General features: G+C 68.5%; 22 protein-coding genes. 15 read left to right on the top strand and 7 right to left on the bottom strand.

Annotated features, from left to right (window positions below):
* The first annotated feature begins 95 nt into the window (after nt 1-95).
* The 6 genes from queA to CFB50_RS03525 all read left to right on the top strand — a co-directional run bounded on the left by queA (nt 96) and on the right by CFB50_RS03525 (nt 7,955).
* A complete protein-coding gene (gene queA / locus CFB50_RS03550) occupies nt 96-1,163 on the top strand; it encodes a tRNA preQ1(34) S-adenosylmethionine ribosyltransferase-isomerase QueA (RefSeq protein ID WP_069247174.1) in 1,068 nt (355 codons plus the stop codon).
* Nucleotides 1,164-1,320: 157 nt separating this feature from the next.
* Nucleotides 1,321-2,520, top strand: coding sequence for a tRNA guanosine(34) transglycosylase Tgt (gene tgt, locus CFB50_RS03545; protein WP_069247173.1), 1,200 nt, complete (start codon nt 1,321-1,323; stop codon nt 2,518-2,520).
* A 245-nt stretch (nt 2,521-2,765) separates the two neighbouring features.
* A complete protein-coding gene (yajC, locus tag CFB50_RS03540) occupies nt 2,766-3,089 on the top strand; it encodes a preprotein translocase subunit YajC (RefSeq protein WP_006476868.1) in 324 nt (107 codons plus the stop codon).
* A gap of 106 nt (nt 3,090-3,195) precedes the next feature.
* The gene (secD, locus tag CFB50_RS03535; protein WP_069247172.1) at nt 3,196-5,217 is read left to right on the top strand and encodes a protein translocase subunit SecD; all 2,022 of its coding nucleotides are present in this window, start codon (nt 3,196-3,198) and stop codon (nt 5,215-5,217) included.
* A 16-nt stretch (nt 5,218-5,233) separates the two neighbouring features.
* Entirely contained in the window at nt 5,234-6,184 is a 951-nt protein-coding gene (secF, locus tag CFB50_RS03530; RefSeq protein WP_069247171.1) for a protein translocase subunit SecF, read from the top strand.
* 208 nt (nt 6,185-6,392) lie between these two features.
* The gene (locus CFB50_RS03525) at nt 6,393-7,955 is read left to right on the top strand and encodes a S41 family peptidase (protein WP_373452942.1); all 1,563 of its coding nucleotides are present in this window, start codon (nt 6,393-6,395) and stop codon (nt 7,953-7,955) included.
* A gap of 18 nt (nt 7,956-7,973) precedes the next feature.
* Here CFB50_RS03525 and CFB50_RS03520 read toward each other — a convergent pair whose 3' ends face one another.
* The 4 genes from CFB50_RS03520 to CFB50_RS03505 form a co-directional block, all read right to left on the bottom strand.
* Nucleotides 7,974-9,251, bottom strand: coding sequence for an MFS transporter (locus CFB50_RS03520; RefSeq protein ID WP_069247170.1), 1,278 nt, complete (start codon nt 9,249-9,251; stop codon nt 7,974-7,976).
* Nucleotides 9,252-9,469: 218 nt separating this feature from the next.
* Complete coding sequence (locus tag CFB50_RS03515) at nt 9,470-10,051, bottom strand: YceI family protein (protein WP_069247169.1); 582 nt, start codon at nt 10,049-10,051, stop codon at nt 9,470-9,472.
* A gap of 65 nt (nt 10,052-10,116) precedes the next feature.
* Nucleotides 10,117-10,677, bottom strand: a complete 561-nt coding sequence (locus tag CFB50_RS03510) for a YceI family protein (protein WP_011350991.1) — start codon at nt 10,675-10,677, stop codon at nt 10,117-10,119.
* An 8-nt stretch (nt 10,678-10,685) separates the two neighbouring features.
* Nucleotides 10,686-11,246, bottom strand: a complete 561-nt coding sequence (locus CFB50_RS03505; RefSeq protein ID WP_069247168.1) for a cytochrome b — start codon at nt 11,244-11,246, stop codon at nt 10,686-10,688.
* Nucleotides 11,247-11,504: 258 nt separating this feature from the next.
* Between CFB50_RS03505 and CFB50_RS03500 the strand changes: the two genes are divergently transcribed.
* The 6 genes from CFB50_RS03500 (at nt 11,505) to CFB50_RS03470 (ending at nt 19,193) form a co-directional block, all read left to right on the top strand.
* Nucleotides 11,505-12,170, top strand: coding sequence for a paraquat-inducible protein A (locus tag CFB50_RS03500; RefSeq protein ID WP_069247167.1), 666 nt, complete (start codon nt 11,505-11,507; stop codon nt 12,168-12,170).
* Nucleotides 12,167-12,796, top strand: coding sequence for a paraquat-inducible protein A (locus CFB50_RS03495; RefSeq protein WP_069247166.1), 630 nt, complete (start codon nt 12,167-12,169; stop codon nt 12,794-12,796). The genes CFB50_RS03500 and CFB50_RS03495 overlap by 4 nt, the downstream gene beginning before the upstream one ends.
* Nucleotides 12,789-14,408, top strand: a complete 1,620-nt coding sequence (locus CFB50_RS03490; protein WP_069247165.1) for a PqiB family protein — start codon at nt 12,789-12,791, stop codon at nt 14,406-14,408. The genes CFB50_RS03495 and CFB50_RS03490 overlap by 8 nt, the downstream gene beginning before the upstream one ends.
* A complete protein-coding gene (locus tag CFB50_RS03485) occupies nt 14,405-15,130 on the top strand; it encodes a PqiC family protein (protein WP_069247164.1) in 726 nt (241 codons plus the stop codon). Before CFB50_RS03490 ends, CFB50_RS03485 begins: the two co-directional genes overlap by 4 nt.
* 472 nt (nt 15,131-15,602) lie before the next feature.
* Nucleotides 15,603-17,726 (top strand): site-specific recombinase, encoded by a 2,124-nt coding sequence (locus tag CFB50_RS03475; RefSeq protein ID WP_069247163.1) that lies wholly within the window; start codon nt 15,603-15,605, stop codon nt 17,724-17,726.
* A 165-nt stretch (nt 17,727-17,891) separates the two neighbouring features.
* The gene (locus CFB50_RS03470; protein ID WP_089444955.1) at nt 17,892-19,193 is read left to right on the top strand and encodes a THUMP domain-containing class I SAM-dependent RNA methyltransferase; all 1,302 of its coding nucleotides are present in this window, start codon (nt 17,892-17,894) and stop codon (nt 19,191-19,193) included.
* A 96-nt stretch (nt 19,194-19,289) separates the two neighbouring features.
* Here the strand turns inward: CFB50_RS03470 and CFB50_RS03465 are convergent, their stop codons facing one another.
* The gene (locus tag CFB50_RS03465; protein WP_069247161.1) at nt 19,290-19,754 is read right to left on the bottom strand and encodes an SRPBCC family protein; all 465 of its coding nucleotides are present in this window, start codon (nt 19,752-19,754) and stop codon (nt 19,290-19,292) included.
* Complete coding sequence (locus CFB50_RS03460; protein ID WP_069247160.1) at nt 19,747-20,079, bottom strand: ArsR/SmtB family transcription factor; 333 nt, start codon at nt 20,077-20,079, stop codon at nt 19,747-19,749. The genes CFB50_RS03465 and CFB50_RS03460 overlap by 8 nt, the downstream gene beginning before the upstream one ends.
* A 173-nt stretch (nt 20,080-20,252) precedes the next feature.
* Between CFB50_RS03460 and CFB50_RS03455 the strand changes: the two genes are divergently transcribed.
* Nucleotides 20,253-20,657, top strand: a complete 405-nt coding sequence (locus CFB50_RS03455) for a VOC family protein (RefSeq protein WP_069247159.1) — start codon at nt 20,253-20,255, stop codon at nt 20,655-20,657.
* Between the two features lie 73 nt (nt 20,658-20,730).
* Nucleotides 20,731-21,417, top strand: coding sequence for a helix-turn-helix transcriptional regulator (locus CFB50_RS03450; protein ID WP_069247158.1), 687 nt, complete (start codon nt 20,731-20,733; stop codon nt 21,415-21,417).
* 77 nt (nt 21,418-21,494) lie between these two features.
* Here the strand turns inward: CFB50_RS03450 and CFB50_RS03445 are convergent, their stop codons facing one another.
* On the bottom strand, nt 21,495-22,418 hold the full coding sequence (locus CFB50_RS03445; RefSeq protein ID WP_046544957.1) for a carbon-nitrogen hydrolase family protein: 924 nt from the start codon (nt 22,416-22,418) through the stop codon (nt 21,495-21,497).
* An 80-nt stretch (nt 22,419-22,498) separates the two neighbouring features.
* Between CFB50_RS03445 and CFB50_RS03440 the strand changes: the two genes are divergently transcribed.
* Nucleotides 22,499-23,419, top strand: a complete 921-nt coding sequence (locus CFB50_RS03440; protein ID WP_069247157.1) for a LysR family transcriptional regulator — start codon at nt 22,499-22,501, stop codon at nt 23,417-23,419.
* The last annotated feature ends 5 nt before the right edge of the window (nt 23,420-23,424 follow it).

Raw genomic sequence — 23,424 nt, 5'->3', positions numbered from 1 at the left:
AGGCCGCGCATCCCGTCATCATAGCGGCTCGCGCGCCCCATTTACGCGTTTCCGCCCTGCCGGCGACGCCCGCCGGCCGCTTCGAACCAGCCCGCATGTTCACGCTTTCCGATTTCGATTTCAATCTGCCGCCCGAGCTGATTGCACAAACCGCGCTGCCCGATCGCACCGCGAGCCGCCTGCTCGAGGTCGACGGCACGGTCGCGCCCGCACGCCTGGTCGACCGCCAATTCACCGAGCTGCCGTCGTGCATCGCGGCCGGCGACCTGCTCGTCTTCAACGATACCAAGGTGCTGAAGGCGCGTTTCTTCGGCCAGAAGGCCAGCGGCGGCAAGATCGAGGTGCTGATCGAGCGCGTGACCGGCACGCACACGGCGCTCGCGCAGATCCGCGCGAGCAAGTCGCCGGGCGCCGGCACGACGCTGCGGCTCGCCGATGCGTTCGACGTGACGGTGGGCGAGCGCGTCGATCCGTTCTTCACGCTGAACTTCCCCGCGCCGTGCCTCGACCTGATCGAGCAGTACGGCCGCCTGCCGCTGCCGCCCTATATCGAGCACGATCCGGACGCGACCGACGAGACGCGCTACCAGACCGTCTACGCGAGCAACCCGGGCGCGGTCGCAGCACCCACGGCCGGGCTGCACTTCGACCAGCCGATGCTCGACCGGCTCGACGCGATGGGTGTGGAGCGCGCGACGCTGACGCTGCACGTCGGCGCCGGCACGTTCCAGCCGGTGCGCGTCGACAACATCGCCGAGCACAAGATGCACAGCGAGTGGTACGACCTGCCGCAATCGCTCGTCGACAAGATCGCCGCGACCCGTGCGCGCGGCGGCAACGTGATCGCGGTCGGCACGACGTCGATGCGCGCGCTCGAAGCCGCGGCGCGCGCGGCCGACGAAGCGGGCCGCCCGCTCGCGGCCACCCAGGCCGAGACCGACATCTTCATCACGCCCGGCTATCGTTTCCGCGTGGTCGACCGGCTCGTCACGAACTTCCACCTGCCGAAGTCGACGCTGCTGATGCTGGTGTCCGCGTTCGCGGGCGTCGAGACGATCCGCGCCGCGTACCGGCACGCGATCGACGAGCGCTACCGCTTCTTCAGCTACGGCGACGCGATGCTGCTCACGCGGCGCGACACGCCGGAGGCGCCGGGCGCGTAAGCGCGGCATGGAGGCCGGCCGCCGTACCGAACGGCCAGGTTCCGCTTTCACGTTGTGCGTGCGATGCTCGCACGCACCCGCTTTCCCCGCCGCCGGATTCCCGGCGGCGTTTCCAACCTGCGCCGGACTGTTTTCCGGTAGCGAGGAGAATGACGCGATGACCGAAGGTTCATCCCACGATACGCACGCTGATACGCACGCCCCCGTGCTGGACCGCCCGGCGAACGGGCTCGAATTCGAACTGCTGACGACCGACGGCCATGCGCGCCGCGGCCGCGTGAAGCTCAACCACGGCGTGGTCGAAACGCCGATCTTCATGCCGGTCGGCACGTACGGCACCGTGAAGGCGATCCAGCCGCGCGAGCTGCATGAGATCAAGGCCCAGATCATCCTCGGCAACACGTTCCACCTGTGGCTGCGCCCGGGCCTCGACACGATCGACGCGCACGGCGGCCTGCACGCCTTCATGGGCTGGAACAAGCCGATCCTGACCGACTCGGGCGGCTTCCAGGTGTTCTCGCTCGGCGACCTGCGCAAGATCACCGAGGACGGCGTGACGTTCGCGTCGCCGATCAACGGCGACAAGCTGTTCCTGTCGCCGGAAGTGTCGATGCAGATCCAGAAGGTGCTGAACTCCGACGTCGTGATGCAGTTCGACGAGTGCACGCCGTATGCGACCAACGGCGTGCCGACCACGCACAAGGAAGCGGCCGACTCGATGCGCATGTCGCTGCGCTGGGCGAAGCGCTCGCTCGACGAGTTCAACCGGCTCGGCAATCCGAATGCGCTGTTCGGGATCGTTCAGGGCGGGATGTTCGAGGACCTGCGCGACGAATCGCTCGCGGGCCTCGCGGAACTCGGCTTCCACGGCCTCGCGATCGGCGGGCTGTCGGTCGGCGAGCCGAAGGAAGACATGATGCGCGTGCTGCGCCACGTCGGCCCGAAACTGCCGGCCAACAAGCCGCACTACCTGATGGGCGTCGGCACGCCGGAGGACCTGGTCGAGGGCGTCGCGAACGGCGTCGACATGTTCGACTGCGTGATGCCGACCCGTAACGCGCGCAACGGCTGGCTGTTCACCCGCTTCGGCGACGTGAAGATCCGCAACGCGACGCACAAGAACTCGCTGAAGCCGCTCGATGCGAGCTGCACGTGCTACACGTGCCAGAACTTCTCGCGCGGCTACCTGCATCACCTGCACCGCGTCGGCGAGATCCTCGGCGCACAGCTCAACACGATCCACAACCTGCACTACTACCTGCAGCTGATGAGCGAGATCCGCGAAGCGATCGAGACCCACACGTTCGACGCGTTCCGCCAGCGCTTCGCGGAGGACCGCGCGAGAGGCGTCGACTGACGGGCCGGCAGACGCGCGGGCGGCCCGATGGGCGGCCCGTCACATGGGACGTGTACTCAATAACGCGCCCCGACTGTCGAACCCGACCGCCAAATATTACAATTACCTTTCCAAACAAGTCGCAACGGACCCGGTTCGCGCTTTAACAGCTTGATCCGAAAGCGCATTTGCCGATCCGTTTGCGCATGGGGCCGGTGGTAGAATAACCGGCTTATTTTTCGATCTTCCCCTACGGAGAGACCAACGTGCCGTTCATTTCCAACGCGTTCGCCCAAGGTGCCGGTGGCGCCGAATCGAGCCTGATGAGCTTCCTGCCGCTCATCCTGATGTTTGCCGTGCTCTACTTCATCATGATCCGTCCGCAGATGAAGCGTCAGAAGGAGCACCGCAACATGCTCGCGGCCATGGCCAAGGGCGACGAAGTCGTCACGAGCGGCGGCCTCGTGGGCAAGGTGACGAAGGTCACCGAAGGCTACATCGGCGTCGAAATCGCCGAAGGCACCGAAATCACCGTGCAGAAGGCCGCGGTCACGACCATTCTGCCGAAGGGCACGATCAAGTCGCTGTAAGCCCTTCACCGAGCGTCCGGCTCCCCGCGCCGTGCCCGCCTGAGAGAGCGGGCCGCCGCGGCGCCGGACGCGACGCTTTCACGCCAACCACCCGTTCGGCTCCCTCATGAATCGTTACCCACTCTGGAAATATGTCGTGATGGTCGTGGCGCTCGCCATCGGCCTTCTGTACACATTGCCCAACTTCTTCGGCGAAGCGCCGGCGGTGCAGGTGTCGAGCGGCAAGGCCACGGTCAAGCTCGACTCGACCACGCTGACCCAGGTCGAATCGGCGCTCGCGTCCGCGCAGATCACGCCAGACGACGTCACCTTCGAGAACACGGCGACCAACGCGAACATCCGCGTGCGCCTGAAGGACACCGATACGCAGCTGCGCGTCAAGGACCTGCTGCAGAAGTCGCTGAACGCCGACCCGAACGATCCGCAGTACGTCGTCGCCCTGAACCTGCAGAGCGCGTCGCCGCGCTGGCTGACCTCCCTGCACGCGCTGCCGATGTATCTCGGCCTCGACCTGCGTGGCGGCGTCCACTTCCTGCTCCAGGTCGACATGACGGGCGCGCTGACGAAGAAGCTCGATTCCGACGCGTCCGACGCGCGCACGCTGCTGCGCGACAAGAACATCCGCGACGGCGGCGTGAGCCGCGTCGACCAGTCCGTGGTCGTCAACTTCAGCGATGCGCAGACGGCGGAAGACGCCCGCAAGCTGCTCGCACTGTCGATCACCGAACTGCAATGGGCGACCCAGCCCGGCGGTGGCGGCACGCAGGTCGTCGGCACGTTCACGCCGGCCGTGCAGAAGTCCGTCGAGGACGCCGCGCTCAAGCAGAACCTGACGACGCTCCACAACCGCGTGAACGAACTCGGCGTGTCCGAGCCGATCCTGCAGCAGCAAGGTAGCGACCGTATCGTCGTCGAGCTGCCGGGCGTGCAGGACACCGCGAAGGCGAAGGACATCATCGGCCGCACCGCGACGCTCGAGGCGCGCCTCGCCGATCCGATCAACACGCACCCGAACCCGAACGACCCGGTGCCGCCGGGTGAAGAGCTGTTCACGCAGGGCAACCAGGCGCCGGTGCTGCTGAAGAAGGAAGTGATCTTCACGGGCGACCGCATCATCGATGCATCGGCCGGCTTCGACGAGCACCAGCGTCCGTCGGTCAACATCCGCCTCGATTCGGCGGGTGGCCGCTCGGTGCGCGCGGTGTCGCGCGAGAACATCGGCAAGCCGATGGCGATGGTGCTGTTCGAGAAGGGCAAGGGCGAAGTGCTGACGGTCGCGACGATCCAGTCGGAGCTCGGCGACCGCTTCCAGATCACGGGCCAGCCGACGCCGCAGGCTGCGGCCGACCTCGCGCTGCTGCTGCGCGCCGGTTCGCTCGCCGCGCCGATGGACATCATCGAGGAACGCACGATCGGCCCGAGCCTCGGTGCCGACAACATCAAGATGGGCGTCCACTCGGTGATCTGGGGCTTCTGCGCGATCGCCGTGTTCATGATCGCGTACTACATGCTGTTCGGCGTGATCTCGGTGATCGGCCTGTCGGTGAACCTGCTGCTGCTCGTCGCCGTGCTGTCGCTGATGCAGGCGACGCTGACGCTGCCCGGTATCGCCGCAATCGCGCTCGCGCTCGGTATGGCGATCGACTCGAACGTGCTGATCAACGAACGCGTGCGTGAAGAACTGCGCGCCGGCCAGCCGCCGCAGACCGCGATCCAGGCCGGCTACGCGCATGCGTGGGCGACGATTCTCGACTCGAACGTCACGACGCTGATCGCCGGCCTCGCGCTGCTCGCGTTCGGCTCGGGCCCGGTTCGCGCGTTCGCGATCGTGCACTGCCTCGGTATCCTGACGTCGATGTTCTCCGCGGTGTTCTTCTCGCGCGGGATCGTCAACCTCTGGTACGGCGGCCGCAAGAAGCTAAAGTCGCTCGCGATCGGCCAGGTGTGGAAGCCGGAAGGCGCCGCTGCCGCCGCGTCGTTCACCGACGCCGACGAATCGACCGACACCGCACGCGCCGCGAAGCTCGCCGCCCCCGCGAAGGGCAACGCGCCGCGCGCCGGCAAGCCGCAGCTGCGCAACCGCGCGCAGCAAGGCGTGTCGCCGAAGAAACCGGGCTCGACCCAATAAGGCCCCGGAGAAGACCATGGAATTTTTCCGCATCCGTAAAGACATTCCGTTCATGCGGCACGCGCTGGTGTTCAACGTGATCTCGCTGGTCACGTTCCTCGCCGCCGTGTTCTTCCTGTTCCACCGCGGGCTGCACCTGTCCGTCGAATTCACCGGCGGGACGGTGATCGAGGTGCAGTACCAGCAGGCCGCTGAACTCGAGCCCGTGCGCGCGACGCTCGGCAAGCTCGGCTATGCCGACGCGCAGGTGCAGAACTTCGGCACGTCGCGCAACGTGCTGATCCGCCTGCAGCTGAAGGAAGGCCTCACGTCCGCGCAGCAGAGCGACCAGGTGATGGGCGCGCTGAAGGCGCAGAGCCCGGACGTCACGCTGCAGCGCGTCGAGTTCGTCGGCCCGCAGGTCGGCCGGGAGCTCGCGACCGACGGCCTGCTCGCGCTCGCGTGCGTCGTGATCGGCATCGTGATCTACCTGTCGTTCCGCTTCGAGTGGAAGTACGCGGTGGCCGGCATCATCGCCAACCTGCACGACGTCGTGATCATTCTCGGCTTCTTCGCGTTCTTCCAGTGGGAGTTCTCGCTGGCGGTGCTCGCGGCGATCCTCGCGGTGCTCGGCTACTCGGTCAACGAGTCGGTCGTCATCTTCGACCGGATCCGCGAAACGTTCCGCCGCGAACGCAAGATGAGCGTGCAGGAAGTGATCAACCACGCGATCACGACCACGATGTCGCGTACGATCATCACGCACACGTCGACCGAAATGATGGTGCTGTCGATGTTCTTCTTCGGCGGCCCGACGCTGCACTACTTCGCACTCGCGCTGACGGTCGGCATCATGTTCGGCATCTACTCGTCGGTGTTCGTCGCGGGCTCGCTCGCGATGTGGCTCGGCATCAAGCGCGAAGACCTGATCAAGGAAAAGAAGTCCGCGCACGATCCGGACGATCCGAACGCAGGCGCGCAGGTCTAAGCGCCACGCTGCTTCGGCACAGACGAAAAGCCGGCCCGGTTGGGCCGGCTTTTTCATGCCCGCGCCACCGTCGCGCATCGCGCCGCCGGCTCGCCCTGCCCCGTCACGCGCGTCGGCTACAATCGTGACCGTCCCGCCGCGCCACTTTCCGGCCGGCCGTGCGTCAGCGGGACAGCACCTTCGCCCTCCGTTCAAACGTGCGGTCCCGATGATGCCTCCCACGCGTGTCGCTCTTCGCCTTGCCGTTTGCGCCGCCGTCACGGCCGCGCTCCTGCCGTGTGCGTCATCCGTCGGTGCGCAGCAACCGGCGTCCGCCCCGCCCGCATCCGTATCCGCCGCTTCGGCGCCCGCCGCCGCTTCGCCCGCCCCCACCCATCCGCCTTCGCCCTGCCCGCCCGACTGGGAGCCGCAGATCTGCGAGCTCAAGGCGGCCGTCGACGTGCTCAAGAAGCAGCACCTGACCGACGTCGACATCGGCGCGCTGCTCGACGCAACGACCCACGCGGGAATCAAGACGCTGCCGTACGCACGTTTCTTCGACGCGAAGGAGGAGCAGGAGCGGCGCGACGACGAACGGCGCACGCGTGACGGCACGCCCGGCATCGGCATCGTGTTCGAGACGCGGCCCGACGGGCTGCACATCGTCGACGTGATGCCCGACGCGCCCGCGGAAAAGGCCGGTGTGCGCGCCGACGATCTCGTCGTCGCGATGAACGATGCGAGCGTCGTCGGCATCGACCCCGCCGATCTGATCAAACTCGCCAAGGGCGATGCGGGCGTGCCGCTGAAGCTCACGGTCCAGCGTGGCCCGTCGCACGCGGTGCTGAGCTTCGCGCCCGTGCGGACGATCCTCAAGCCCCATCCGGCGACCGCGAAACGGCTCGACGGCGACATCCTGTACACGCGGCTGTCGAGCTTCCCCGAGCCGGCCGTCGGCGACTACATCGACGCGGTGCAGGCCGCGCGCCGCACAGGCCCGCCGGTGAAAGGCGTGATCCTCGACCTGCGCATCAACGGCGGCGGCGCGCTCAATGCGGCGATCGGCATCACCGCGCTGTTCGCGGGCCGCGACCGCACCGCGATGGTGACGGTCGAGCGCGGCGACGCCAACCGCCGCCGCTACACGACCAACTGGCCCGATTACGAATTACCGGTCATGCACGGCCAGGATCCGCTCGCGCCGCTGCAGGCCGACGACTGGTGGCGCACCGTGCCGCTCGTCGTGCTGGTCGACGGACAAAGCGCGTCGGCCGCCGAAGCGACCGCGGCGGCACTGAAGGATCTCGGCCGCGCGAAGCTGCTCGGCATGCCGACCTACGGGAAGGGGCTTGCGCAGACGGGCGTCGACCTGATCGACGGCACGCGCCTGAATTTCACGTTCGCGCGCAACCTGCGGCCGAACGGCTGCCCGATGGACGGCTACGGCGTCGTGCCGGACTGGCTCGTGCCGCCGCGCCGCGACTCGGACGTCGACGGCGTGCTGCTGTGGTACCGGGAAGCCGACCTCGCCCGCGCGCCATACGCGGACCGGCTGGCGCCCGATCCGTTCGCGAAGGTGCGCAAGGAACGGCAGAAGCTGCGCGAGCAGCGCATGCTCGCGAAGATCGATACCGCGAAGAGCGCGGCGCTGCCGCAGCGCGAGTTCGGCACGACAACCGACTGGCAGCTCGGTCAGGCGCTTGCGGCGCTCGCCGGGCATCCGGTGCGGACCGTCGAAGCCAGGCCGCAGCTGATGCCCGCCCAACCCGTGTGCGAGCACGCCGGCAACTGACGCACGCCGCCCGTCCGGTTACCGGAAGCCGAACCGCTTGCGCAGCACGACCAGCGCCACGAGGCTCAGCACGGCCGCAAACATCAGGTAGAAGCTCGGCGCGGTCTTCATCCCGGTCGCCTTGATCAGCCACGCGATGATGAACGGCCCGAAGCCGCCGAAGATCGTCACCGCGACGTTATACGCAAGCGACATCCCCGTCGTGCGCGTCTGCACCGGAAACACTTCGGACAGCAAACCCGGCAGCGCCGCGAAGTAGCCCGTCATCAGGAACGCGAGCAGCACCTGCAGCGCGATCAGCGTGCCGAAGCCCGGATGGGCGACCAGGTACGCGAATGCCGGGTAGATCAGCACGAGGATGCCGACGGCCGGCGCGATCATCACGCGTACGCGGCCGTAGGTGTCCGACCAGTGGCCGACGAGCGGCGCGAACCCCATCTGGATCACGCCGACCACGAGGATCGCCGCGAACGCAGCCGACGGCGCGAGGCCGAGCTGCTTCACGCCGTAGGTCGGCATGAACAGCACGAGATAGGTCGCGACGGTGCCGAGCACGACCACGCCCATCGCGGCGACGAGGCGCGCCTTGTGCGACGCGAACGTGTCGCGCAGCGGGTTCGCGGTGCCTTCCGCCGCGAGGAATTCGGGGGTCTCGTCGACCTTCGTGCGGATGTAGTACGCGACCGGCCCGAGCAGCAGGCCGAAGAAGAACGGCACGCGCCAGCCCCACGACGCCATCTGCGCGGCCGTGAGCTGCGCGTTCAGCACGGTGCCGAAGCCGGCGGCGAGCAGCGTCGTGAGCCCCTGGCTCGCGACCTGCCAGCTCGCGAAGAAGCCGCGCCGGCCCGGCACGTGCTCGGCGAGGAACGCGGTCGCGCTGCCGAACTCGCCGCCGGCCGAAAAGCCCTGCATCAGCCGCGCGGCGACGAGGATCACCGGCGCGGCGACGCCGATCGTCGCGTAGGTCGGCAGCACCGCGATGATCAGCGTGCCGCCCATCATCAGCAGGATCGACAGCGTGAGCGCGGCCTTGCGGCCCGCGCGGTCGGCGTACGCGCCGAGCACGATCGCGCCGAGCGGGCGCATGAAGAACGACACGCCGAACGTGCCGAGCGTGAGCAGCAGCGACACGGTGTCGTTGCCGGACGGGAAGAACAGCTTCGAGATCGTCACCGCGAAGAAGCCGTAGACGACGAGATCGAACCACTCGAGCGCATTGCCGATCGACGCGGCGACCACCGCGCGCCACACGCGCGGCGACGAAGCAATGGAACGGGACTGCGTGACGGCATGCATCGGCGATCTCCTTGTCGTTGTACGTTCTGTGCGAAGCGGCCGCGCGCGCCGTCGGCCTGCCCGGCACCGCGCACGGCGCTCGGCGCACGGCGCTCGGCGCTCGGCGCTCGGCGCTCGGGCGATTATAGGCGCGCAAAAAAATACCGCCGCGCCCCCTGACGGGAACGCGGCGGTCGGCTCGCGGCGGGCCGGCGCGAACGCCGGCCCGGCTGGCGGGCTTACTGCTGCTTGACGGCTTCGGCCGTGATCAGCAGCTTCGTCTTCATCTTGAAGCCGTACTGCTTGCCGTAGTCGAGGCCGAAATCGTCGCGGCTGAATTCGCCGACGGCGTCGACACCGCACACTTCACGCTTGAGCATCGGGTGCGGCATGCACTTGAACGAATCGATCTTCAGCGTGACCGGCTTCGTGACGCCATGCAGCGTCAGGTTGCCGACCACCGACACCGGCTTGTCGCCGTCGAACTTGATCGTGCCCTTGTAGTTCGCCTGCGGGAACTTGGACACGTCGAAGAACTCGGCCGTCTGCAGATGCTCGTCGAGCTTCGCGCTGCCGGTGTGGATCGACGCGATGTCGGTCGTCACGTCGACCGTACCCGTCTTCGCCGCGCGGTCGAGCGTCACGGAGCCGCTCGACTTGTCGAACTTGCCGCGCCAGACCGACAGGCCGCCGAAGTGGTCGGCCTCGAAGCTCGGGTACGTGTGGCTCGGATCGAACTGGTACGTTGCGCTATCGGCAAACGCCGAGAACGACAGCGATGCTGCCAGCGCGCCTGCGGCGATGATCAGTTGCTTTTTCAAACTTTTTCTCCTTGGAACGGCGCCGCGCCCGCGCGCGGCATTCGGGTGAGGCAACAGCCCGCCGCTTACTTGGTGGCGACGAGATGGAACTTGATCTGCACTTCGTCCGCGACGACCGACGTGTCCTTCCACTCGCCGGTGCCGACGTTGAACGCCGAGCGCTTGATCGGCAGTACGCCGTCGAAGGTCTGCGTCGCGCCGCTCTGCGTGACCGTGACGGGCACCGTGACGTTCTCGGACTTGCCCTTGATCGTCAGCTTGCCGGTCACGTTGTACTTGTTGCCGCCCGCCGGCGCGATCGCCGACGACACGAACGTGGCCTGCGGATACGCCTTCGCGTCGAACCAGTCCTTGCCGGCGACCTGGTCGTTGTACATCTTGTCGCCGAGGTCATAGCTCGCGACGTCGATCGTCATCTGGGCGCTGCCCTGCGCGGCTTTCGCCGGGTCGAACTTCACCTGCGCGGAAAACTTCTTGAACGCGCCTTCGGTCGGCACGTTCATCTGCTTCGACACGGCGGACACCTTGCTCTTCGCGAGATCGACATCGGCGAGCGCCGCGCCCGACGCGACAAGTGACACCGCGGCGAACGCGGTCAGCATGGAGCGGGAGAAAGACACTTTCATGGGATCCTTCATTTAGCAAAGGGAAGCATTCGCGACAGCAGGCCGTCGCGGTCCAACAACTGGTGCTTGAGCGCCGCGACCACGTGCAGCGAAACGAGCGCAAGCAGAATGTAATTCAATGACACGTGAAGCGTCTTGAAGGTTTCCTTCAGCACCGGATCGGGGTCGATCAGCCGCGGCAGCGGCACGATGCCGAGGTAGACGACCGGGATGTTCGACGCCGAGCTGTACAGGTAGCCCGTCACCGGAATCACGATCATCAGCACGTACAGCAGGATGTGCACGCCGTGCGACGCCGCACGCTGCCACGCGGGCGTACCGCCCGGCAGCGCCGGCGGCACGTGGGTCGCACGCCACAGCACGCGCGCGACGGCCAGCGCGAAGACCGTCACGCCGATCCACTTGTGCCACGAGAAGTACTTCAGCTTGGTCGGCGTGAAGCCCGGGATGTCGGTCATCACCCAGCCCAGCGCGAACGCGCAGACGATCAGCAGCGCGATCAGCCAGTGCAGCGCGATCGCCGTCTGCGTATAGCGTACCGGCCTGGCCGGCAGCGATTTCGATGCCATCTTGGATTCCTCAGTTCAGCGAACGGCCGCGCCGGCCATGCGTCCGACGCTTGTCAAGGGCGCCATGCTACCGCAACCTTTTGACGCGCGCGGACTCTGAAGACAGGCCCGCCAGCCGGCTGACAGCTTCCTGTCATGTTACCGATCGGTCACCGAACTGGCGATCGTTGACACACCGAAAAAGGCCTTTTGGTAAGATTGGCGCGGGTTCCGGCCCCGTCGACGCGTTCCCCGAGCCGTCGCAACACCGCCTTTTCCATGCAACGATACGACCTGATTGCCTGCCACGAATGCGACGCACTGTTGCATAAACCGCGCCTGAGGCGCCGCGAGATCGCGCGCTGTCCGCGCTGCGACGCGCTGCTCTATCGCAACAGCACCACGCAGATCGAGCGCATCACCGCGCTCGCGGTCGCGGCGCTCGTCACGTTCATCATCGCGCAGACGTTCCCGATCCTCGAAATGGACCTGAACGGCACGCGCGTGCAGACGACGCTGATCGGCGCGATCGACACGCTATGGCATCAGGACATGGCGGTCGTCGGCGTGATGGTGTTCTGCTCGACCGTGCTGTTCCCGCTCGTCGAGATGGCCGCGCTGCTTTACGTGCTGCTGCCGATCCGCCGCGGCGTCGTGCCGCCGGGCCTGAACCTCGTGCTGCGCACCATCCAGCTCGTGCGGCCGTGGGGGATGATCGAGGTGTTCATGCTCGGCATCGTGGTCACGATCGTGAAGATGGTGAGCCTCGCGCGCGTCGTGCCCGACGCGGCGCTGTTCGCGTTCGGCGCGCTCACGCTGATGATCGCCGTCGTGCTGATGTTCGACCCGCGCACGGTGTGGGACATCGCCGACGACCTGCGCGCCGGCCGCTCGCCCGCGGGGCCCGACACCGCGGCGCCGCTGCCGGACGCGCCCCGCCGATGACGACGCCGACCGCCGCCCGCGAGGGCTACGTCAGCTGCCACGCGTGCGGGCTCGTGCAGACGATCGACCAACCGCACGCGCATTGCGTGCGCTGCGGCAGCGCGCTGCACGTGCGCACGCCGAACAGCATCATGCGCACGTGGGCGCTGCTGCTCGCGGCCGCGATCCTGTATATCCCGGCGAACCTGCTGCCGATCATGCGCACGTCGTCGATTGTCGGCTCCCAGGAAGACACGATCATGAGCGGCGTCATCTATTTCTGGACGTCCGGCGACTGGCCGCTCGCGGTCGTCGTGTTCGTCGCGAGCATCCTCGTGCCGATGCTCAAGCTCTGCGTGCTGCTGATCCTCGTGATCAGCGCGCAGCGCCGCACCGCCTGGCGGCCGCTGCAGCGCACGCGCCTGTTCCGGATCGTCGAGCGCATCGGCCGCTGGTCGATGCTCGACATCTTCGTCGTGACGCTCACCGTCGCGCTCGTCCATTTTCGTTCGCTCGCCACCATCACGGCCGGCCCCGGCGCGCTCGCGTTCGGTTCCGTCGTGATCCTGACGATGCTCGCATCGATGCAGTTCGATCCCCGCCTGATCTGGGATCCAGTCGAAACCTCAGGGAATCACCATGAATAGTCCACAAGGCCCGCAGCACGACGCGCCCCGGCCGCCCGATCCGACGATCTCGACGAAAAGCGGCTGGCTGCCGTCGCTCGTCTGGCTCGTGCCGCTGATCGCCGCGCTGATCGGCATCGGCCTCGTGATCAAGTCCGTGCGCGAACGCGGCCCGGAAATCACGATCAGCTTCCACAGCGCCGAAGGGCTCGAGCCCGGCAAGACCCAGGTCAAGTACAAGGACGTCGAGATCGGCATGGTCAAGACGATCAAGCTGTCGAAGGACCTGTCGCGCGTGCTCGTCCACGTGCAGCTCAAGAAGGAAGCGGAGGACTTCGCGGTCAAGGGCTCGCGCTTCTGGATCGTGCGGCCGCGGGTCGGCGCGACCGGCGTGTCGGGGCTCGGCACGCTGCTGTCGGGCGCGTACATCGGCGTCGACGCCGGGCGCTCGGAGGATACGCTGACCGACTTCACGGGCCTCGAGTCACCGCCCGCCGTCACGGGCGACCAGAAAGGCACGCAGTACGTGCTGCGCGGCGATTCGCTCGGCTCGGTCGACATCGGCTCGCCGGTCTACTACCGCCGCGTGCAGGTCGGCCAGGTGGTCGGCTTCTCGCTCGACAAGGACGGCACGGGCGTCACGTTCAACGTGTTCGTCAATGCGCCGTACAACCAGTACGTCGGCGTGAATTCGCGCTGGTGGCAGGCGAGCGGCGTGGACCTGCGGCTCGACTCGAGCGGCCTGAAGCTGAACACGCAGTCGCTCGCGACGGTGATCCTCGGCGGCATCGCGTTCCAGACGCCGCCGAACCAGGGCTCCGGCGCGACGGCGCCGAACAACACGACGTTCCGCCTCGCAGCCGACGAGGGCGACGCGATGCGCGACCCGGACGGCCAGCCGCTGCAGGTCGTGATGAACTTCAACCAGTCGCTGCGCGGGCTCGCGGTCGGCGCGACGGTCGACTTCCGCGGCATCGTGCTCGGCGAAGTGACGAACATCGGCATCGACTTCGATCCGAAGACGAAGAACTTCCTGATGCCGGTGACGATGAACGTGTATCCGGAACGCCTCGGCCGCCGCTTCCGCGAAACGATCGAGAGCAAGGGCGAACCGGCCCGCCGCGAGATCGTCGAGCGGCTCGTCCAGCACGGGCTGCGCGGCCAGCTGCGCACCGGCAACCTGCTGACGAGCCAGCTGTACGTCGCGCTCGACTTCTTCCCGAAGGCGCCGGCCGTGAAGATCGACACGGCGCGCCAGCCGCTCGAGCTGCCGACCGTGCCGAACACGCTCGACGAGCTGCAGCTGCAGGTCGCCGACATCGCGAAGAAGCTCGACAAGGTGCCGTTCGACCAGATCGGCGCGAACCTGAATAGCGCGCTCGCGAACGCCGACAAGCTGTTCAAGCAGCTCGACACGCAGGTCGCGCCGGAAGCACGCGACACGCTGTCGGCCGCGAAGCAGACCTTCTCGACCGCCGAAGCGACGCTGCAGCAGGATTCGCCGCTGCAGTCCGACGTGCGCGGCGCGCTGAAGGAGCTCACACGCACGCTGCAGTCGCTGAACGCGCTCGCCGACTACCTCGAGCGTCACCCCGAATCGCTGCTCAAGGGCAAGCCAGGAGATCAACCATGACGACACGCGTGAACGGTTTCGCGAGCGGCGCGGCGGCGGCTGTCGCCGCCCTCGCGCTCGCCGCGTGCAGCTCGCCGCCCGCGCGGTTCTACACGCTCAGCCCGGCCGATGCCGCGGCGCCGCTGCGCACCGCGCCGGCCAACCCGGCGTTCCTGATCGAGGTGCCGTCCGTCGGCGTGCCCGAGCAGGTCGCGAAGAACCAGCTGGTCGTGCAGAAGAACGCCGCGCAGGTCGACGTGCTCGAGCAGGAACGCTGGGCGTCGCCGCCCGCCGACGAGATCCGCCGCGCGTTGTCGGACGATCTCGCCGCGCAGCTCGGCACGATCGACGTCGCGAATTCCGCGTACCCGCCCGGCGTGCCCGTGTATCGCATCAGCGTGAACGTGCAGCGCTTCGAATCGTGGCCGGCCAAGCGCGCGGCGATCGACGCCGTGTGGAGCGTGCGCTCGCTCGCCACGCAGGCCGTGATGACCTGCCGCACGAGCGTCGCGGAACCGGTCGCCGACGGCTACGACGCGCTCGTCGCCGGCCACCGGCGCGCGCTCGACGTGATTGCCACGCAAGCCGCGGCCGGCGTGCGCGCGATGGCCGCGCGCCGCGGCACTGCGGCTGCCGCGGCGCCCGCGGCCGGCAGCAAGACGGCCGCCGCGCCGGTCGTGTCGTGCCCGGCCAACCCGACGTCCGGCGGCGACGCCGGCGCGACGGGCAAGTCCGGCGCGTAAGCGGGCGGCGCGCAGGCGAGCGTTCGATGGCGTCTCGCCTGCGCGGTTTCGGGCGGCGTGATCGGGATCGTCGACGCGGCGCTGGCCGCCGTCGGCGTTGCGGCGCCGCCCGCCTCCCATCACGCTCATCGGCCAAACGGCCTCTTTGCATTGTTTGTCAAAGTCGGCCGGAACCGGCGCCATGCCATATGGTCGGCTTGCGTTTTCCGGCTCGATTGACGATCCTACGCACTTTCCGGCTCGCGCCGTTCGTCGTGCGTGCCAGCCAGCGGCGCCGGGCCGCGTTCGGCCCGACCGCCGTGCCTCCCGGCGCCCGCACGCGATCGGCGTGCACCGCAGCGGGGCAGCCGCATCGCGGGTCGCCGCGCATCGTCCGGCAACCGGCCCCGTCTCACCCGTTCTCCCCGGCGCCGCGCCGTTTCCCCGGCCGGCATCCCGAACCCGCCCGTCGAGGGCTTTCGTTATTCCGTTTATGTTTCGTTCCCTGACGACCCTGATCAAGAAGTGGCGCGCGTCGCGCAATGCCGGTCACCAGCTCGATGCGCTGCTCGCGCACGCCGACGCCGATGCGTCGTACGCCGAGCGCAGCGAATGGCTGATCGAGCTCGCGCACTGGCTGCGCCGCACCGGCACGATGCAGGCCGCGCAGGACGCGCCGGCCGATCGCGACGCCGATGTGCGCGCGTATCCGGCCCATGCGCGGCTGCGCTACCTGTTCCACGTGCTCGATCGCAATCCCGCGTGGAAAACCCACGCCGCGCGCATCCTGCGCGGCATCCTGCGCGAGTGCGACGGCATCTCGCTCCTGTGCGACGCCGGCATGCCCGTGCACTCGGGCTTCTTCGGCGCGCTGTTCGAGCGGATCGACTCGTCGCTGATCCCGCCCGCGCCGAACCGCCGCGAGCTGTCCGCGCTGTTCACGCTGATGTTCCCGACGCCGGAAGACGCGCAATGGATCGACGCGCTGCCCGACGATCTCCTCACGCGCCTCGCCGAGCTGATCTCGTTCGACGTCACCGATGAAGAGCGCCACGAGCCGGGCTCGTTCTCGCGCGACCTGCTGGCCGCGCTGCACAACCTGACCTGCCAGATCAGCTCGACCGGCCTGTCGCAGACGGTGCGCAGCCGGCTCTCCGACGACGATGCACGCAAGCCGCTCGAAACGCAGCCGTTCTACCGCCTCACGCGCGCGATGCTCGCGGTCGAGACCGCGCACGCGGCCGTCGAGGACGGCGGCGACCCGAGCAAATTGCTGCACGAGGTGAACTACCTGCGCGTGCTGCTCGACGAATGCCGGATCGCCGTCGACGAGGTGTTCTCGCACCTGTACCGCAACGGCGTGTCGGTCGACATCGTGTTCCAGGTCGAACGGATGCGCATGCGCATCGTGCGCGCCGAGATGCTGCTGAACGCGTGGATGGCGCGCGACGACCTGCACGGGATGGCGCACCTGACGGCCGAGCTCGTCGACGCGAACCACAACAGCCAGAGCGTGTCGCACCTCGTGCGCAGCAACTTCTCGCTGTTCGCGCGCAAGCTCGTCGAGACCAACGCGGACACCGGCGAGCACTACATCTCGCGCGGCCGCGCCGAGTACCTGAAGATGCTGCGGATGGCCGCGGGCGGCGGCCTCGTCACGGTCGTGACCGTGTGCGTGAAGTTCGCGATCACGGGCGCGCACCTGCAGTCGATGCTCGAAGGGCTGCTCGCGGGCGTCAACTACGCGGCCAGCTTCATGCTGATGCACTTCCTGCACTTCACGCTCGCGACCAAGCAGCCCGCGATGACCGCGCCGACCCTCGCGCGCGAGCTCGACGACACCGGCCACGAGGAAGGCGTGAAGGCGTTCGTCGCGTCGGTGATCGCGCTGATCCGCACGCAGGCCGCCGCGATTTCCGGCAACGTGCTCGTCGTGCTGCCCGTGTGCCTGCTGGTGCAGCTGTTCGCGGGCAACGTGATGCACGCGAACCTGATCTCGCCGGAGAAGGCGCACGCGACCCTGCATTCGTTCTCGCTGCTCGGCCCGACGCCGCTCTACGCGGCGCTGACCGGCGTGCTGCTGTGGGCGTCGAGCCTGCTCGCGGGCTGGGCCGACAACTGGTTCGTGCTGCACCGGGTCGGCGACGCGCTCACGTACAACCGCCGGCTGCGCCTCACGCTCGGTACGGCCGGTGCCGCGAAGCTCGCGCACTTCTGCCGGTCGAACGTGGCCGGCGTGGTCGCGAACGTCGGCCTCGGCCTGATGCTCGGCCTCGTTCCGGCGATCGTCACCGTGTTCATGTTCCCGTTCGAGGTGCGGCACGTGACGCTGTCGGCCGGCTCGATCGGCGTCGCGCTCGGCGTGCTGGGCAAGGATGCACTCGGCACGCCCGAGCTGTGGTGGGCCGGCGCCGGCGTACTCAGCATGGCGATCCTCAACGTGCTCGTGAGCTTCGCGCTCGCGTTCACGATGGCCGTGCGCTCGCGCAGCCTGCGCCGGACCAAGGTGCGCGCGCTCGTCGCCGCGATCGTCCGCACGGTGCTGTCGAACCCGCTCGCGCTGTTCTGGCCGGGCAGCGGCCAGGCCGCGCGCGCCGGCCAGCCGGGCTCGCACTGAGCCTGCGGCGGCATGGCGGTGCCCGTCCGGGCGCCGCCGCGCGGCCTGCCGGCACGCCTGCGCGGCGCCCCGGCCCGCGCCGCGGCACCGAAAGGCGACGCAACGCCGGCCCCGGCCGCCCGCGCCGCGTACAATAGTGGACTTTTGCACGTCCTCACCCGCCTTATGTCCTCGCCCACCCTGTACGAATTCTTCGCCCCCTGCCCGCGCGGCCTCGAAGCGGCGCTTGCCGCCGAGCTGGCCGAAATCGCCGGCCGCCACCTGAACGGCGCGCCGTTCACCGCGGGCGCGCAGGTGCCGGGCGGCGTCCATTTCAGCGGCGGCTGGGCCGCCGGCATGGCCGCGAACCTCCATTCGCGGATCGCGAGCCGGATCCTGCTGAAGATCGCGCACGGCCCGTACCGCAACGAACAGGACGTCTACGCGCTCGCGCTCGAGCAGCCGTGGGAACGCTGGTTCGCGTCGACGCAAACACTGCGCATCGACATCACCGCGATCAAGTCGCCGCTGAAAAGCCTCGAATTCACGACGCTGCGCGTGAAGGATGCGATCTGCGACCGGATGCGCGAGAAAACCGGCTCGCGCCCGAGCATCGACACCGGTGCGCCGGACGTGCGCGTATTCGCGTTCCTGACCGTCAACGAGTGCACGCTGTACCTCGACACGTCGGGCGAGCCGCTGTTCAAGCGCGGCTGGCGTCTCGACAAGGGCGCGGCGCCGCTGCGCGAAAACCTCGCGGCCGGCATCCTGCGCCTGACGGGCTGGACGCCCGGCACGGCGCTGTACGACCCGATGTGCGGCAGCGGCACGTTCCTCGCGGAAGCCGCGCAGATCGCGCTCGGCGTGGCGCCGGGCGTCGAGCGCCGGTTCGGCTTCGAGAAACTCAAGCAGTACGACATCACCGCATGGCAGGGGCTGAAGGTCCCGGCGCTGGACGCGAAGCGCGCGGCGCGCGGCAAACGCGGCGAAGCGCTCGGCGTGTACGGCAGTGACATCTCCGGCGACATGCTCGAGAAGGCGCGCGCGAACCTCGAGCGCGCAGGCGTGCCGTCGGTATGGCTCAAGCAGGTCGACGCGCGCGGGATGACGCCGCCGTGCGACGGCCCGGGCATCATCCTCGCGAACCCGCCGTACGGCGAGCGGATCGAAGTGCGCGGCCGCAGCGCGCGCGGCGAGGTGCGCGAGACGGGCCGCAACCGCGGCAACGACGACGCCTTCCGCCGCACCCACACCGACGCACCGGACAGCGAGTTCTTCAACGCGCTCGGCGATGCGCTGAAGCAGCGCTTCACCGGCTGGCAGGCGTTCCTGCTGACGTCCGACCGTTCGCTGCCGGGCCAGCTGCGGCTGCGCGAATCGGCGAAGACGCCGCTGTTCAACGGCGCGCTCGAATGCCGGCTGTTTCGCTTCGACCTGATCGCCGGCAGCGTGAAGGCGCGCCCGGCCACGCCGGAAGGCGACGCGTAACCTGCATCATGATCGCCACGGGGCCGCCGGTGCGGCCCCGCTGCGGCACCCGGAGCGCCGCCGTTACCGCACCCGCGGCAACGGCGGCGTTTCGTTTCAGTGCTTCGAGCACGCCCAGCGCCCCATCGTGAACGGCAGCGCCTGCCCCGTCTCGAGCAGCGTCTTGAGGCTCGACAGCACGACCGGCCAGCCACCGCGAATCCCGCGATCCATCTCCGAGCCCGGCACCAGCCCGTCGTGCGTGACGGTCAGCTTCACGACGCCCTCGTGCGGCTCGACGAGATAGGTCACGCGCGACGTCTCCGCCTCCCCAGACGGCGTACGCCACGTGACGACCAGCCGGTGCGGCGGATCGTTCTCGACCACTTCGCCGACGATGTCGACCCGCGATGGATCGTCGTAGTCCTGATGTTCCCAGCGCGAGCCCGGCCGCCAGTCGGGCGACGCGTTGCGGTGCCGCACCCAGTAGTCCTTCGTCAGCTCGGCGTTGGTGAGCGCATCGAACACACGCTCGGGCGTCGATGCAATGAACGTCACGTACACAAGGGCGGGATTACTCATCGTTGCCTCCAGATTCGCCGGCCGCTTCCAGCCCGCGCTTGAGGTCCGCCAGCGCCTGCAGCCGCTGACGCTCGAACTTGCCGATCCAGCGTTCCGCGATGTCGTGGATCGGCACCGGATTCAGGTAATGCAGCTTCTCCCTGCCGCGCCACGTCGTCGCGACGAGATTCGCGGCCTCGAGCAGCGCGAGATGCTTGCTCACCGCCTGCCGGCTCATCGCGAGCCCGTCGCACAGCTCGGACAGGGTCTGTCCGCTTTTCGCGTGCAGCAAATCAAGCAACTGGCGGCGCGTGGCGTCGGCCAGCGCCTTGAAGACGAGATCCATGCCACTCCCGGGTCAATGACCTTATTATGCAACCAAACAGTTGCATGTCAAGGGTGACAACTCTACTGACAATACGGTGTCAGCAGGCCGCGATCACACTGCAATCCGGGCGCAATGCAACGCTGGTTTCCGCACCGAACCCGAACAACAAACAACGCAACAAGGAGCTCGTCATGACGTCCGCAACTGCCAATGCCACCCTGGAGCGCGCGATCGCGTGGTTCGACATTCCGTCCCTCGATTTCGACCGGGCGATCCGCTTTTACGAAACCGTGCTGCAGACGACGCTGCAGCGCGCGGTCATCGGCGGCGTGCCGATGGCCACGTTCGACCGCGACGCATCGAGCACGGGCGGCAGCATCGTGTTCGATCCGCAGCAGATGAAGCCGAGCGCGAACGGCGTGCTCGTCTACCTGAACGCCGGCGAATCGGTCGTCGCGGCGCTCGAACGCGCGAAGCGCGCGGGCGGCGTCGTGCAGGGCTCGGTCGTCGAGCTGCCGAACAACTACGGCTACGTCGGCTACCTGATCGACACCGAAGGCAACCGCGTCGGCCTGCACGCGCCGAAATGCCACTGAGCGCAGCGGCCGTCGGACCCGCGCGGCGCTATCATCGCGAAGTCCCCACTGCCGTTGGAATCGAGGTGCCGTCATGACGCGCCGTGCCGACCGCCTGTTCCAGATCGCCGAGCTGCTGCGCGGGCGTCGTCTCACGACCGCGCAGCAGTTGGCCGACTGGCTGTCGGTGTCGCCGCGCACCGTCTATCGCGATGTGCGCGACCTGCAACTGTCAGGGGTGCCGATCGAAGGCGAAGCCGGCATCGGCTACCGGCTGAACCGCAACGCGAGCCTGCCGCCGCTCACGTTCACGGCCGAGGAACTCGCGGCGCTCGCCACCGGCGCACGCATGCTCGAAACCTGGGGCGGTGCGCGCTTCGCGAGCGGCGCGCGCTCGGCGCTCGCGAAGATCGCATCGGCGATGCCGGCCGACAAGCGCACGGCGCTCGACCGCCTGCCCGTGTTCGCGCCGTCGTTCCACATCGACGAGACGTTTTGCGCGAAGGTCGACGCGATCCACCAGGCCATCGACACGCGCCACGTCGTCAGCTTCGGCTACCGCGACCGGCTCGGCGCGCATTCGCAACGCCGCGTGTGGCCGCTCGGGCTCGTCTACTGGGGCGGGCGCTGGACGATCGGCGCATGGTGCGAGCTGCGCGAGGATTTCCGCACCTTCGACATCGCGCGGATGGGCGACATCGTCGTGCACGAGCAGTTTCCGGACATGGAAGGGCGGCGGATCGCCGACTACATGCGAATCGCGGAAGCGCCGATGCGCTGACGCGGCACGACGGCGAGTGCGCGGCGCGCCGCCGCCGCTGTCCATGTTCCGGGCCGCCAAGCGGCGCCCGGCCCACCCTACCCGCCGAACACCACCGTCCGCTTCGGCCGCTCGTCGACGTGCAGCGAGAACACGTCGGGCCGCGCGTAATGCCCGACCACGTCGAAGTCATAGCGCGCCCGCACGAGTTCGTCGGTATCGATGCGCGCGGTCACGAGCCCGGCTTCGCCGATCAGCGGCTCCGTCAGCAGGTCGCCGAGCGGCCCGACGATCACGCTGCCGCCACGGATCAGCGGCCGCTCCGGATCCCAGCCCGGCACGTCGATGCCGAGCGCGCGCGGCGACGGCTGCACCTGGCACGCACTGACGACGAAGCAGCGCCCCTCGTGCGCGATATGCCGCATCGAGCTCTGCCAGACGTCGCGCTCGTCGACGGTCGGCGCACACCAGATCTGCACGCCCTTCGCGTACATCGCGCAGCGCAGCAGCGGCATGTGGTTCTCCCAGCAGATCGCGGCGCCCGCGCGGCCCGCGGCCGTGTCGACGACGGGCAGCGTCGAGCCGTCGCCCTGCCCCCAGATCAGCCGCTCGGTGCCGGTCGGCATCAGCTTGCGGTGCTTCGCGACGAGCCCGTCGCGCGGATCGAAGAACAGCGCCGTGCAGTACAGCGTGCTGCCGCCGCGCTCGATCACGCCGACCACGAGGCTCGCGCCCGTGCGCTGCGACAGCGCGGCCAGCTCGTCGGTTTCCGGCCCCGGCACGTCGATCGCCTGCGCGGCATAGCGCGCATACGCGTCGCGGCCTTCGGGCAGCCGGTAGCCGAGCCGCGTGCCGAAGATCTCGCCTTTCGGATAGCCGCCGAGCACGGCCTCGGGCAACACGACGAGCGACGCGCCGCTGTCGCGGATCGCGGTTTCGTAGCCGAGGATCGTGTCGAGCGTGGCGCGCGTGCCGGCGGGCGATGCGCCGATCTGCAGCGCGGCGATGACTGACGTGGACATGAAGGCGTCTCCGGTGAATGGGGTAACGCCATCTTTATCGATAAGATGTCATCGATCAAATCGATAGAACGATAAGTGTCATGAATGCAGATGATATCGCCGGCCTCGACCTGAACCTGCTGAAAGTGTTCGAGGCGCTGTACGAGGAAGGCGGCGCGAGCCGCGCGGCGCTGCGGCTCGGCCTCACGCAGTCGGCGGTCAGCGCGGCGCTCGCGCGGCTGCGCGTGATCTATGGCGATCCGCTGTTCGCGCGCACCGGCCGCGGGCTCGCGCCGACGCCGCGCGCGGACGAACTGAAGCCGATCCTGTCCGACGCGCTCGACCGCTGTCGCGAAAGCCTCGCGATCGCGGCCGACGGTGGCGACCGCATCGGCCGCACGATCTCGATCGGACTGTCGGACGACTTCGAGATCGCGCTCGGCCGCGCGCTGATCGACGCCGTCGCGCGGGAAGCCGCCGGCATCCGGCTGATCTTCCGGCAGACGCACAGCGGCATCGCCGGCGACGCACTGCTGCGGCACGGCGTCGACCTCGCGATCGCGTCGGGCGGCTTCTCGGCGAACGGGCTCAGCCGGCGCGCGGTCGCGACGGGCGGCTATGCGTGCCTGATCGACCCGGCCGCCAGCCCGAGGCCGCCGCGCACCCTCACGCTCGCCGATTTCCTGCGGCGCGACCACCTGCTCGTGTCGTCGGGCGGCGTGATCGGGATCGTCGACGAAGCGCTGGCCACGCTCGGCCACAAGCGGCGCGTCGCGGCGTCGACCACGCATTTCGCCGCGCTGCCGTACCTGCTCGCCGGCTCCGACGCGGTCGCGACGATTCCCGCGCACGCGGCGCGCGCGATCGCGCAATCCACCCCGCTGCGCGCGCTCGCGTGCCCGGTCGACTTGCCGCACTACCCGGTCGAAATCGGCTGGCGCACGAGCACGCAGCGCGACCCGGCGATCGTGCGCGTACGCGACACGATCGCCGCGTGCGTCGCCCATCTCGTCGCGCCATGAACAAG

Origin of the sequence: Burkholderia sp. AU33423 (genome assembly GCF_002223135.1) — a bacterium.
In the GTDB taxonomy this organism is placed as follows: Bacteria; Pseudomonadota; Gammaproteobacteria; order Burkholderiales; family Burkholderiaceae; genus Burkholderia; species Burkholderia lata_D.
The sequence above is the reverse complement of the archived record's forward strand: the minus strand, read 5'-3'. Positions and strand labels throughout refer to the sequence as shown.